The organism is Streptomyces sp. NPDC056231 (assembly GCF_048270745.1).
Lineage (GTDB): Bacteria > Actinomycetota > Actinomycetes > Streptomycetales > Streptomycetaceae > Streptomyces.
The window spans coordinates 191,861-204,127 of sequence record NZ_JBLVKW010000007.1 but is presented as its reverse complement, the minus strand read 5'-3'; the positions used below and the strand labels follow the sequence as shown (position 1 = coordinate 204,127).

Sequence of the window (12,267 nt, the reverse complement as noted above, 5' to 3'; positions counted from 1 at the left end):
CGCCCGGCCAGTTGACTGGCCGGGCGCCCCTTCGGCGTTCGCCTGCCGCTACGCGGACTTCTCGTGCCGCCCACCGTCGTTGTTCCCGATCGTCCGCGGCTCGCGCGGAACCAGCGTCGGGTTCACGTTGTTGCGGACCACGTCCGCCGTGATGACGACGCGGGCCACATCCTTGCGGGACGGCACCTCGTACATCACGGACTGGAGTACCTCTTCCATGATGGCGCGCAGCCCGCGCGCGCCGGTGCCGCGCAGGATCGCCTGGTCGGCGATGGCCTCCAGCGCCGGACGGTCGAAGTCCAGCTCCACACCGTCGAGTTCGAACAGGCGCTGATACTGCTTCACCAGCGCGTTGCGCGGCTCGACGAGGATCTGCAGCAGCGCCTCGCGGTCCAGGTTGTGGACCGAGGTCAGCACGGGGAGACGGCCGATGAACTCGGGGATCATCCCGAACTTCACCAGGTCCTCCGGCATGACCTCCTGGAACTGGTCGCTCGCCTCGATCTCGCGCTTGGAACGGATCGTCGCGCCGAAGCCGATGCCCTTGGCGCCCGCCCGCGATTCGATGATCCGCTCCAGACCGGCGAACGCACCGCCCACGATGAACAGCACGTTCGTCGTGTCGATCTGGATGAACTCCTGGTGCGGGTGCTTCCTGCCGCCCTGCGGCGGCACGGAGGCGGTGGTGCCCTCCAGGATCTTCAGCAGCGCCTGCTGGACGCCCTCGCCGGAGACATCGCGGGTGATCGACGGGTTCTCGCTCTTGCGGGCGACCTTGTCGATCTCGTCGATGTAGATGATCCCGGTCTCGGCCTTCTTGACGTCGTAGTCCGCGGCCTGGATCAGCTTCAGCAGGATGTTCTCGACGTCCTCGCCGACATAGCCGGCCTCCGTCAGCGCCGTCGCGTCGGCGATGGCGAACGGGACGTTGAGCATACGGGCCAGCGTCTGCGCGAGGAGCGTCTTGCCGGAGCCCGTGGGGCCCAGCAGCAGGATGTTGGACTTGGCCAGCTCGATGCCGTCGTCCCGGCCCTGCGCGCCGCCGTTCTCGCCCGCCTGGACCCGCTTGTAGTGGTTGTACACAGCGACCGAGAGGGCCTTCTTCGCGGGTTCCTGACCCACGACGTACCCCTCGAGGAACTCGTAGATCTCGCGCGGCTTGGGGAGTTCCTCCCACCGCACCTCGGAGGTCTCCGCGAGCTCCTCCTCGATGATCTCGTTGCAGAGATCGATGCACTCGTCGCAGATGTACACACCGGGTCCCGCGATGAGCTTCTTCACCTGCTTCTGGCTCTTTCCGCAGAACGAGCACTTGAGCAGGTCGCCGCCATCACCGATGCGTGCCACGAGGTGCTTCCCCTTCGCCTGGGAGCAGCTTGGTTCAGCGGCTCCTGGTGCCTCTATCCGACGGTACCTTGCCTGGCCCTCCGTTCGGGCCCCCCTTGGCGCGGTTCACACAGCAGCGACCGTGCGAAACCACCGCACCAAGGGGCAAAGGCCGACGTCAGGCGGCCGCTCCGGCCGCGCTCTTGCGGGTCGACACGATCTGGTCGACGAGACCGTAGGCGAGGGCGTCCTCGGCGGTCAGGATCTTGTCGCGCTCGATGTCGTCGCGGATCTTCTCCAGCGGCGTGGTGGAGTGCTTGGCCAGCATCTCCTCCAGCTGGGTGCGCATCCGCAGAATCTCGTTGGCGGCGATCTCCAGGTCGGAGAGCTGCTCGCGGCCGGTCTGCGAGGACGGCTGGTGGATCAGCACACGGGCGTTGGGGAGCGCCATGCGCTTGCCGGGCGTGCCGGCGGCGAGCAGGACCGCTGCGGCGGAGGCCGCCTGGCCCATGCAGACCGTCTGGATGTCCGGCTTCACGAACTGCATCGTGTCGTAGATCGCGGTGAGCGCGGTGAACGAGCCGCCGGGGCTGTTGATGTAGATCGAGATGTCACGGTCCGGGTCCATCGACTCCAGGCACAGCAGCTGCGCCATGACGTCGTTGGCGGACGCGTCGTCGATCTGCACGCCGAGGAAGATCACGCGCTCCTCGAAGAGCTTCGCGTACGGGTCGTACTCCCGCACACCCTGCGAGGTGCGCTCCACGAAGCGCGGAACGATGTAGCGGTTGTCCACCTGCGGGCCGGTGTAGAGGCCGCTGGCGGAGGCGCCGGGGAGGCCGGGGTAGTTGCTCATGTCGGTGTTCACCATCCTGGTGGCGTTCTGAGGGCTGTGGGCTGCGGGCTGGGCGGGCAAGGGGCTCAGGCCCCGGTGCCGCCGCCGCCCGGAACGCCCGATGCGGCGGAGATGATCTCGTCGATCAGCCCGTACTCCACGGCCTCCTCCGCCGTGTACCAGCGGTCGCGGTCGCCGTCGCGGATGATCGTCTCCACGGTCTGGCCGGAGTGACGGGCGGTGATCTCCGCCATGCGCTGCTTCGTACGGAGCAGGTACTGCGCCTGGATCTTGATGTCCGAGGCGGTACCGCCGATACCGGCCGAACCCTGGTGCATGAGGATGTCGGTGTTCGGGAGCGCGAAGCGCTTGCCCGCAGTGCCACCGGTCAGCAGGAACTGGCCCATCGAGGCCGCCATGCCCATACCGATGGTGACCACGTCGTTCGGGATGTACTGCATGGTGTCGTAGACCGCCATGCCTGCTGTCACCGAGCCGCCGGGGCTGTTGATGTAGAGGTAGATGTCCTTGTCGGGTTCAGCGGCAAGGAGAAGCAGCTGCGCCGTGATCTTGTTGGCGATCTCATCGTCGACCTGCTGACCGAGGAAGATGATGCGCTCGCCGAGCAGTCGGCTGTAGACCTGGTCACCGAGGCCACCACCGAGGGACGGCTCTCCGGCGGCGTAAGGCATCAGATTCGTCACGTATCCACCTGCTCGTCTCTGACGGCTCCGGCCGTCTCAGCGTCTTCGTACCGGGCGGGCAGGGACTCCCCTGCCCTTCCTATTCATGGACCCTAACGCGCAGGTAGGACAACGCCATCCCGCTTCCGCAACTGTTCGCTGGGAGCGCAAGCTGGGCAGTGCGCACAAGGGTTCCGCGGCACCGGGCGGGGAGCTCGGGGCCGGCTGCGCGGGGGCCTGCCGCGAGACGACGACGGGCTCCGGACGCTGTAGCGTCCGGAGCCCGTCGCACGGGTTCAGCGCGAGGCTCAGGCCTCGTTCTTCTCCTCGGCAGCGGCCTCGGTGGTGCCCTCGGCGGCCTCGACCGTCTCGATGGCCTCCTCGAGCTCCTCCTCGTCCTCCAGCTCGACGACCTCACCGTTGGTGTCGACGACCTTGGCGGCCTCGACGACCACAGCCAGCGCCTTGCCGCGGGCGACCTCGCCGACGAGCATCGGCACCTGGCCGCCCTCGACGACGGCCTGGGCGAACTGGTCCGGGCTCATGCCGGAGGAAGCAGCGCGCCGCATGAGGTGCTCGGTGAGCTCCTCCTGGTTGACGTTCAGCTTCTCCTTGTTGACGAGCTCGTCAAGGATGAACTGGGTCTTGATGCCCTTGATGGCCTGCTCGGAGGTCTCGGCGTCGAACTCCTCGACCGTCTTGCCCTGGATCTCCAGGTACTTCTCCAGGGTCAGACCCATCTGGCCGAGCTGGTGGTGCTCCAGGTTGTGCTTGCGGGTCTGGACCTCGTCCGCGAGCAGCTTCTCCGGGATCGGGACCTCGGCGAGCTTCAGCAGCTCCTCGAGGACACGCTCCTGGGCCTGGGTGGCCTGGTCGTACTGCTTGGTGTTCTCCAGGCGCGTACGGCTGTCCGCCTTGAGCTCGTCGAGCGTGTCGAACTCGCTCGCCATCTGGGCGAACTCGTCGTCCAGCTCCGGGAGCTCACGGGCGGCGACCGCGGTGACCTTGACGGTGACCTCGGCCTCCTTGCCCTCGGCCGAGCCGCCCTTCAGCTCGGAGGTGAAGGTGGCCTCGCCACCCGCCTCCAGGCCCGTGACAGCAGCGTCGATGCCGTCGAGGAGCTCGCCGGAACCGATGGTGTACGAGACACCCTCGGCCACGCCGTCCTCCAGGACCTCGCCGTCGACCTTGGCCTGCAGGTCGATCGTGACGACGTCGCCCTCGGCGGCGGCGCGCTCGACCGGGTTGGTGGAGGCGAAGCGCTCGCGGAGCTGCTCCACGGCCTTCTCGACCTCTTCGTCGGTGACCTCGAGGGCGTCCACGGTGACCTCGATGCCGGAGTAGTCCGGGATCTCGATCACGGGGCGCACGTCGACCTCGGCGGTGAAGGCCAGCAGCTCGCCGTCCTTCAGCTCGGTGATGTCGACCTCGGGCTGGCCCAGGACGTTGAGCTCACCCTCGTTGACAGCCTCGGTGTAGAACTTCGGGAGGGCGTCGTTGACGGCCTCCTCCAGCACAGCACCACGGCCGAACCGCTGGTCGATGACCCGGTTGGGGATCTTGCCCTTACGGAAGCCCTTCACCGTGACCTGCTGGTTGATCTTCTTGTACGCCGCGTCGAGGCTGTCCTTGAGCTCCTCGAAGGGCACCTCGATGCTGAGCCGAACCCGAGTCGGGTTCAGGGTCTCCACGGCGCTCTTCACGGTTCGGTCTCCTTGGTGGCTGACTTCTTGGGGTTCTGCTCGGCCACCGGTCAGCGGCTCCGCGGATCGAGCCCGGTAGATCAGACACACGGGCACGCATTTTGCATAGTAACGGCACGGGGGATGACTCCCACAATGCGATCTTGCTGGTGGTCGGGGTGGCCGGATTCGAACCGACGACCTTCCGCTCCCAAAGCGGACGCGCTACCAAGCTGCGCCACACCCCGTCGGTGCGACACGTAGGGTACATGCCGACAGGCGGTGCACAGACCGCTTTTCGTGGGCGGCGCGGAACGCGGCACCCCGTGCCACCACCAGGTGTGCGCAGACCGTCCGCGACCCGCTACGATGCTCTTCGTGCCGCGGTCCTCAGCGACCTGCGGTGCGTGCTTGCGGGCGTAGCTCAATGGTAGAGCCCTAGTCTTCCAAACTAGCTACGCGGGTTCGATTCCCGTCGCCCGCTCCATGCCACTCAGGGCCAGGTCGGAGGATCTCCTCCGACCTGGCCCTGATGCGTTCGGCGACCCACGGCGACTCACCTCACGGGGCCGGCCGACGGTGCGTCAGAAGGAGATGTTGCTGATCGTCTCCGCTATCGAGTTCATGAACCTGTTGATCGACGGCGCCATGCCGGTCGATGCCAGGAAGAAGCCGAAGAGCACCGCGACGACCGCGGGTCCGGGCTTGATGGAGCCGCTGCGGATCAGGACCACCAGGACGATCGCCAACATCAGCACCACAGACAGTGAAATGGCCACGACTGATCACACCCTTGGTCGGTCCGCCTTGCCGGCCCGGAGGCGCGCATCCCGGCACCCCTCCGTTACGTCCATCGTGCCATCAACTCCCCCGTGGTTGCTGCCAGGTGACGCATCACACTGTCCAGATCTCGCCATCCTCACGCCCCGTGTGCGCGAGGGGCGCACCACCCTTCCGGCACGCCTGCCCGCACTCCACCGGAACCGTCCCGGAGCGGGGCGCAGGGGTCGTTCGGGGCCCGGATCAAATGAAGCGCCACTGTGACGGTTTCCATATCCACACACATCATTCACATGGATTTCATCGACCTCGATGCGATGAAATTCACTCCCTTCAACAGTCTGGCGGTATGCACCATTTAAGGAGGATCAATCAGGTCATAGTGGGCATTTTTTGATGGTTTCACTTTCGAATGGGCGGGAACGCGCGATATCCGATGGCCGTTTTACGAATTGCATTCGAGACGCCTAAGGTGCTTGAGATGTTCCACGCTCCGAACGTATTTCAGAGGGACCCGATCTCCCCGGCGACCCGGGAGTCGGAGCCCAGACCGGAAGGAGGCAGGGCCACCACCGGGACAGCCCCCACGCCGGTGGCGAACAAGCCTCCTGCGGCCGAGCCCGCGAAGCGGCGCGACGCCTACTTCGACAACGTCAAATACCTGGCGATCGTGCTGGTCGCCGTGGCGCACGCATGGGAACCCGTGATGGACGGGAGCCGGACCACCCGTGCGCTGTACATGGTCGCGTACACCTTTCACATGCCGGCCTTCATCATCATCTCCGGCTATTTCTCCCGCTCGTTCGACCTGAGCGCCAAGAAGGTAAAACGCCTGGTCACCGGCGTCGCCGTGCCTTATGTGGTGTTCGAGACGGCGTACTCGCTCTTCAAGCGGTACGCGGACGACTCGCCGGACCATCCGATCAGCCTGCTCGACCCCTGGTATCTCACCTGGTTCCTGTGCGCGCTGTTCATCTGGCGGATCACCACCCCCCTGTGGCAGGCGCTGCGCCATCCGCTGCCCGTCGCGCTCGTCATCGCCGTACTCGCCTCGTTCTCCCCCACGATCGGCAACGACCTCGATCTCCAGCGGGTCCTGCAGTTCCTGCCGTTCTTCGTGCTCGGCCTCCAACTGAAGCCCGAACACTTCCAGTTGGTGCGCCGACGTGAGGTGCGACTGCTGGCGCTGCCCTTGTTCGCCGGGGCCCTCGTGTTCGCGTACTGGGTGGCGCCGCGGATGCAGTTGGGCTGGTTCTACCGCAGCAACAGCGCTCAGGAGATGGGCGCTCCGTGGTGGTCGGGTGCGGTGATGACGCTGGCGATGTTCGGCTGTGCACTGCTGCTCACCGCCGGGTTCCTGGCCTGGGTGCCGCGCCGCCGCATGTGGTTCACGGGGCTGGGCGCCGGAACGATCTGCGGCTATCTGCTGCACGGGTTCCTGATCAAGGGCGTCGGCTACGCCGGGGTGTTCGACCGGTACGCGTGGCTCTCCGAGCCGGGCGGCCTGGTCCTCGTCTCCCTGGCCGCGGCCGCCGCGGTGACGCTGATGTGTACGCCACCCGTACGGCGGATACTGCGCTTCGCCACCGAACCGGACATGGACTGGGCCTTCCGGCGGGACGCCGCCAGGCTCTGAGTGGATTCAGACCGACCGGCGCATGGGGGACTCAGTCGCCCGTGGTGTTGGCCGGATCCGGCCGGTCGGCGGGCGGTTCGACGGTGGTGAGCCCGAGCAGTGCGCGTACCTGCGCGTATTTCGCGGTCAGCCGGGTCCGCGTCGCCGGGTCCAGTACCGCGAGGCGGTCCGGATCGGCGTTGTGCGCGAGGTCGGACTCCTTGATCAGCAGGGCGCCCGGGGTGGCGAGGATGCGCCGGGTGTAAGAGGCGAGGTCCTCGCCGTCCCGTTTGGTGACGGCGAGGACCATGTCCTTGACCTGTTGCGGCAGGGCCGCGCGGGCCAGCCACTCCTCGGGCAGCACCTCGTCCTCGACGGCGTCGTGCAGCCAGGCCGCCGCGATCTGTTCGTCGGTGCCGCCCCTGGCCCGTACGCCCTCCGCGACGGCGGCGAGGTGTTCGGCATACGGGCGTCCGGCCTTGTCCTTCTGATCCGCGTGGGCCGCACGGGCGATCGCCTCGACTTCGGCCAGGGTCGGTTTGCTCCGGGATGCGGGCATGGGCCGACTCTACGGACGTTCGGCTGTCCGGCGCAGGGCGGCACGGGCCGGTAGCGTGACGGCGGCGAGGCCGAGGCCGACGATCGCGGCGACGAACGCCCCGTACAGCGCCGGTGGAATGTACGGGGCTTCGCCGGTCAGGCCCTTCATCATCGGATTGAGCGTGGCCAGTGCGATGCCCGTACCGATCGCGATTCCGGCCACCGTGACGAGCAGCGCCTCCCAGCGGATCATGTCCATGACCTGGCGGTGGGTGGAACCGACGAGGCGGAGCATGCCGAGTTCGCGGCGGCGGTCGAGGACGGTCATGACCAGCGTGTTGACGGCGGCGACGGCGGCGAAACCGCCGAGAACCGCGGCCATGGTGGTGTTGGCCCAGGCGTTGAGCTCACGGTCCTGGCTCCGCGCGGCTGCGTAGCCGGACGCGTCGGTGACGGTGCCGAGCGCAGTGAGCTTCCGCGCGGCGGCCGGGGCGGACCGTACGAAGACGTCGGAGGCGTACGGCGAGGTGACATGGGTCCGCAGGTCGGCGACGGGCAGGGTGACGAGCGAGACACCGAGGCCGCGGCCGTAGACGGCGACGACCCGCGGGGATGCTCTCGTGCCGTCCGGCAACCGCAGCGCGAGCCGGTCGCCCGTGGCGACGTGCGCCGATTCGGCGAGTGTGGTGTCGATGGCGACTGTGCCGGGGCGCAGCCGGGTGAGCGATCCCGTACGGACGTCGAGGTCCTGGACCTTGGTGAGGTCGTGCCCCGATCCGATGACGCCCTGGGCGGACGCGCTCTGCAGATACCGGTCGCCGCCGCTGCCCACGGGGACCAGGACGGAGGCACGGAGCAGTCCGACGGCCGTGGAGACGCCGGGCGTGGCGGCGGCGCGGGCGGTCGCGTCGGAGGCGAGCCCCGTCGGGGCGGAGACGATGTGGTCGGCGGTGATGCCGTCGCGCTGCTGGTGTGCGATCACGCGGTCCTCGCTGGTCTGCATGAAGACGAGGGTCGAGGCGAAGGCCATGGCGAGCACGATCGGGGTGATCGCGGAGGCCAGCCGGCGGGAGTTCGTCAGGGAGTTGGCGGCGGCCAGCGAACCGGATGCCCCTGCGGCACGCAGCGGGACACCGAGGACGGCGGCGCAGAGGCGGGCGAGCAGCGGGCCGAGCAGTCCGACCGCGAGCATGAAGAGCATGACGACGCCGAGTGCGGCGTTGGCCGCGTCCTCGCCGGTCTCGGAGGCGGCGAAGCCCGCGAAGACCGCACCGCCGACGAGGGCGGCGATGCCGAGCGGTGTACGGATCCAGCCGAACGGGGCGCGTTCCACGGCGGACTCGGCGAGGGCGAGGCCCGGCTTGGTCTTCGAGGGGCGGCGGGCGGCGGCGTATCCGGCGCACAGCGCGGTCGCCATGGTGGTGGCCGTGGCCACGGTGAGCGGCAGCCAGGAGATGTGCAGGTCGACGGCGTCCGGGACGGCGCCCTTCGCCCGGAGTTGGCCGAACCACCAGTGGGCCAGGACGATTCCGGGCAGGCAGCCGAGGGCTCCGGCAAGCGGGGCGATCAGCAGCGACTCGGTGGCGATGGTGCGGCGCAGTTGGCGCGGGGTGGCGCCGATGGCGCGCAGCAGGGCGAATTCGCGGCTGCGCTGGCCGACGGAGAGGGCGACGGTACCCGCTGCGGTGAACACGGCGACCATGGTTGCGACCCCGCCGAAGGAGCCGCCGATTCCGGTGAGGAGCTCCTTGGCTCCGGCCAGCCCGGTGTTCTCTGCGGCGCCGCGGTCGACGCCGGTGTGCACCTGCGCGGCTGCGGTGTGCCCGACGGCCCGGGTGACCTGGTCGGCGAGGGTGGCGGTGGGGGTGCCGGGGGCGGCGAGTACGGCGATGGCGTCGACCCGGCCGGGGTGTCCGGAGAGGGCGACGGCCTGCTGATCGGTGAACCAGGCAGTGCCTGCCGCGGCGTCGGTCGTGCCCGAGATGCGGAAGTCCCGTACGCCTGCCGGGGTGTCCAGGGCGATGCGGTCTCCGACGCGGCCCTTGGCGTCGGCGGGAACGACGACGTCGCCGGCTTCCGGTGCGTCGCCGGTGAGCAGTCGCGTCCCGGTGAGGACGGCGGAGCCCCAGCCGTGTGCGGTCAAGGGCGTGCGGTCCAGGTGTACGCGGAAGGTGACGTCCCCGATCGCGGTTGCCGCGCCCGGAACCGCGGCGGCCTTCCGTACCAGGGATTCGGGCAGCCGTGCGATGTCCGGGAACGGGGTCGTCTGGTCGGATGCGCCCTCGCCGCTGCCGGTCCTCAGATGCGCCTGCTGGTCCGCGGCGACGAGCACCGGCGCCTTCGCATAGCGCTCGGCAGGTACGGAGGCACGGACTCCGGTCTCCAGGAGGACGCCGCAGGCGGAGACGATCGCCGCTGACATCAGGAGCGCGACGAAGGTCCCCACGAACGAGGAGGGCTTGAAGCGGACGGCCGCGCGGGCGAGACCGTTCGGGAGGTGCGGAGCGAACATCAGGCTGCTGCTCCCACGTGGGCAGGGGCCGTCAGTGCGGTCATCCGGGCGGCGATCTGCTCGGCGCGGGCACGCGGCAGGCTGTCCGCGATCGAACCGTCGGCGAGGAACAGCACACGGTCGGCGTAGGCGGCGGCCGCGGGGTCGTGGGTGACCATCACCACGGTCGCACCAAGGCTGTCCACCGCGTGTCGCAGCAGGGCGAGGATCTCGGCCGCGGTCGTGGTGTCCAGCGCGCCGGTCGGTTCGTCGGCGAAGACCACGTCGGGGCGGGTGACCAGGGCGCGGGCGATGGCGACGCGCTGCTGCTGACCGCCGGAGAGCTGGCCGGGGCGGCGGCTTCCCTTGTCGCCGAGCCCGACCCGGCCGAGCATCTCGGCGGCTTCACGGCGGCTGCGGGCGGAGCCGGTGCGCTGGCCGGCGAGCCTCATCGGCAGGACGACGTTCTGCTCGACGGTCAGCGACGGGAGCAGGTTGAACGCCTGGAAGACGAAGCCGAGGCGGGTACGGCGCAGCTCGGTGAGTTTGTTCTCGCTCATGCCGGTGATCTCGGTGCCGCCGAGGCGTACGGAACCCTCGGTGGGGCGGTCGAGCCCGGCCGCGCACTGCAGGAAGGTCGACTTGCCGGAGCCGGAGGGGCCCATCACGGCGGTGAACGTGGCGCGCGGCAGGGCGAGGTCGATGCCGCGCAGGGCGTGGACGGCGGATGCGCCGCGCCCGTACTGCCGCCGGACACCGCGCAGTTCGACGGCCAGGTCCGAGGAGCCGTGCCCCTCGTCGGTATACGCCGTGTACTGCCCGTCCTGCGCGCCCTGCCTGGTGCGTCGCAGTCCCATGGTGTCCGCCTTCCGTAGCTCTTCGCGAGCGGGCCTCGCTCGTACCTTTGAACCTACGGATCACGGGTGGGCCGGAACCATGGCGGCTGCTGGAGGATCGGGGGTAGGGCAAACCCCACCAGGGCCCTGGCCTGTGCCGCCGCGGTGACGCTGGCCATGAGCGTGTTCGCAGGGACAGCCGCTCTCCGGGTCCGGGCCGCCGCGTCCCTCACCTGGAGAACGGCCGTGCCCCACGTTCGGGTGACGGCCCGGCTTCCCTTGACGGAAGCCCCGTTCGGGGCGGTGGCAAACGGTTCAGTGACGGCGGGACAGGAGCAGCAGCGCCCGGTCGTCGTTGACATCCTTCGCACACGCCTCGATCAGATGCCAGGCCGCGCCCTCGAAGCCGGTGACGACGTAGCGGTCCGCCTCGCCGGTCAGACGGTCGATGCCCTCCGCGATGTCCCGGTCGGACGTCTCCACCAGGCCGTCCGTGAACAGCATCAGGACGTCACCGGGGGCCAGCGAGCCCTTCACCGCGTCGAACTGCGCACCGTCGTACACCCCGAGCAGCGGGCCCTCCGCAGCCATCTCCTCCCAGTGGCCGCTTCCCGCGTGCAGCTGCACGGCGGGCGGGTGGCCCGCGGAGAGGAGCTCGTAGTCACCCGATTCGAGGTCCAGTACCAAGTGGATCGAGGTGGCGAAACCCTCGTCCCAGTCCTGGCGGAGCAGATAGCCGTTGGCCGCGGGCAGGAAGCCGTGCGGCGGCAGTGAACCGAGGAGACCGCCGAAGGCACCGGACAGCAGCAGGGCGCGGGAGCCCGCGTCCATGCCCTTGCCGGACACGTCGGTGAGGACGACCTCCAGGGTGCGGCCGCCGTTGGTGCGGGCCGCGACGACGAAGTCGCCGGAGAACGACTGGCCGCCCGCGGGGCGCAGCGCCATCTCCCGGTGCCAGCCCTGCGGCAGACGTGGCAGGGCGCTCTGCACCCGGATGCGTTCGCGCAGGTCGAAGAGCATGGTGCCGCCGCGTCGCCAGGGAACTCCGACTCTGGCCCGGAACTGGGCGAGGATCAGGCCGAAGAAGCCGCAGGCCGCGACAACCAGGACGGTGCCCGGGGTGACCCGGGCCGCCCCCTGTCCGTACGGGCCGAGCGCGACGGACTCCACGATCAGGGCCGCGGCAGCGGTCGCGTACAGACCCAGCAGGCTGGCCGGCCGCAGCAGCAGACCGCCCGCGACGATCGGCAGCACGAGCGCGGCCGGTGAACACCACACCGCGTTCAGCAGCGTCCCGCAGGTGATCGCCGGGATGGTGAGCAGCAGTCCGGCCAGAGCGATCCAGTCGGAGCCGTCGCCACGGAAGTAGTCGACCCCGGATTTGCGCAGCGCGATGCGTGCCCGGTGCGCCGATTTCCGCAATCGGGCCGGGTACGAGTCTGCTCTTGCGCGACGGGCCATTGCTCGGACCCTATCGAC

10 protein-coding genes and 2 tRNA genes are annotated in these 12,267 nt (G+C 69.1%); 2 read left to right on the top strand and 10 right to left on the bottom strand.

The features are described from left to right. Positions 1-48: 48 nt before the first annotated feature. The 5 genes from clpX to ACNPQM_RS09260 all read right to left on the bottom strand — a co-directional run bounded on the left by clpX (position 49) and on the right by ACNPQM_RS09260 (position 4,774). Entirely contained in the window at positions 49-1,347 is a 1,299-nt protein-coding gene (clpX, locus tag ACNPQM_RS09280; protein ID WP_358859027.1) for an ATP-dependent Clp protease ATP-binding subunit ClpX, read from the bottom strand. A 157-nt stretch (positions 1,348-1,504) separates the two neighbouring features. Beyond that, complete coding sequence (locus ACNPQM_RS09275) at positions 1,505-2,197, bottom strand: ATP-dependent Clp protease proteolytic subunit (RefSeq protein ID WP_358859026.1); 693 nt, start codon at positions 2,195-2,197, stop codon at positions 1,505-1,507. Positions 2,198-2,247: 50 nt separating this feature from the next. Further along, positions 2,248-2,853, bottom strand: coding sequence for an ATP-dependent Clp protease proteolytic subunit (locus tag ACNPQM_RS09270; protein ID WP_358859087.1), 606 nt, complete (start codon positions 2,851-2,853; stop codon positions 2,248-2,250). A gap of 299 nt (positions 2,854-3,152) precedes the next feature. Further along, positions 3,153-4,547: a trigger factor gene (gene tig, locus ACNPQM_RS09265; RefSeq protein ID WP_366694943.1), complete on the bottom strand. Its 1,395-nt coding sequence runs from the start codon at positions 4,545-4,547 to the stop codon at positions 3,153-3,155. A 150-nt stretch (positions 4,548-4,697) separates the two neighbouring features. Further along, positions 4,698-4,774 (bottom strand) — tRNA-Pro (locus ACNPQM_RS09260). A gap of 165 nt (positions 4,775-4,939) precedes the next feature. Between ACNPQM_RS09260 and ACNPQM_RS09255 the strand changes: the two genes are divergently transcribed. Further along, a tRNA-Gly gene (locus ACNPQM_RS09255) sits at positions 4,940-5,013 on the top strand. Positions 5,014-5,110: 97 nt separating this feature from the next. On the opposite strand, the gene ACNPQM_RS09250 is transcribed toward ACNPQM_RS09255, so the two are convergent. Further along, complete coding sequence (locus tag ACNPQM_RS09250) at positions 5,111-5,305, bottom strand: hypothetical protein (RefSeq protein ID WP_358859024.1); 195 nt, start codon at positions 5,303-5,305, stop codon at positions 5,111-5,113. A 482-nt stretch (positions 5,306-5,787) separates the two neighbouring features. Between ACNPQM_RS09250 and ACNPQM_RS09245 the strand changes: the two genes are divergently transcribed. Then, the gene (locus ACNPQM_RS09245; RefSeq protein ID WP_358859023.1) at positions 5,788-6,942 is read left to right on the top strand and encodes an acyltransferase family protein; all 1,155 of its coding nucleotides are present in this window, start codon (positions 5,788-5,790) and stop codon (positions 6,940-6,942) included. 31 nt (positions 6,943-6,973) lie between these two features. Here ACNPQM_RS09245 and ACNPQM_RS09240 read toward each other — a convergent pair whose 3' ends face one another. The 4 genes from ACNPQM_RS09240 to ACNPQM_RS09225 form a co-directional block, all read right to left on the bottom strand. Next, entirely contained in the window at positions 6,974-7,480 is a 507-nt protein-coding gene (locus ACNPQM_RS09240) for an HD domain-containing protein (protein ID WP_418083614.1), read from the bottom strand. A 9-nt stretch (positions 7,481-7,489) separates the two neighbouring features. Beyond that, positions 7,490-9,973: an FtsX-like permease family protein gene (locus ACNPQM_RS09235; protein WP_418083613.1), complete on the bottom strand. Its 2,484-nt coding sequence runs from the start codon at positions 9,971-9,973 to the stop codon at positions 7,490-7,492. Then, positions 9,973-10,809, bottom strand: coding sequence for an ABC transporter ATP-binding protein (locus tag ACNPQM_RS09230; RefSeq protein WP_358859020.1), 837 nt, complete (start codon positions 10,807-10,809; stop codon positions 9,973-9,975). Before ACNPQM_RS09230 ends, ACNPQM_RS09235 begins: the two co-directional genes overlap by 1 nt. A gap of 294 nt (positions 10,810-11,103) precedes the next feature. Beyond that, positions 11,104-12,249 (bottom strand): PP2C family protein-serine/threonine phosphatase, encoded by a 1,146-nt coding sequence (locus ACNPQM_RS09225; protein WP_358859019.1) that lies wholly within the window; start codon positions 12,247-12,249, stop codon positions 11,104-11,106. Positions 12,250-12,267 lie beyond the last annotated feature (18 nt).

Excerpts from the sequence above, each read along its gene's own strand:
- ACNPQM_RS09235 (WP_418083613.1), bottom strand. The coding sequence starts at position 9,973 with ATGTTCGCTCCGCACCTCCCGAACGGTCTCGCCCGCGCGGCCGTCCGC.
- ACNPQM_RS09230 (WP_358859020.1), bottom strand. The coding sequence starts at position 10,809 with ATGGGACTGCGACGCACCAGGCAGGGCGCGCAGGACGGGCAGTACACG.
- ACNPQM_RS09275 (WP_358859026.1), bottom strand. The coding sequence starts at position 2,197 with ATGGTGAACACCGACATGAGCAACTACCCCGGCCTCCCCGGCGCCTCC.
- ACNPQM_RS09245 (WP_358859023.1), top strand. The coding sequence starts at position 5,788 with ATGTTCCACGCTCCGAACGTATTTCAGAGGGACCCGATCTCCCCGGCG.
- ACNPQM_RS09225 (WP_358859019.1), bottom strand. The coding sequence starts at position 12,249 with ATGGCCCGTCGCGCAAGAGCAGACTCGTACCCGGCCCGATTGCGGAAA.
- ACNPQM_RS09240 (WP_418083614.1), bottom strand. The coding sequence starts at position 7,480 with ATGCCCGCATCCCGGAGCAAACCGACCCTGGCCGAAGTCGAGGCGATC.
- ACNPQM_RS09270 (WP_358859087.1), bottom strand. The coding sequence starts at position 2,853 with ATGCCTTACGCCGCCGGAGAGCCGTCCCTCGGTGGTGGCCTCGGTGAC.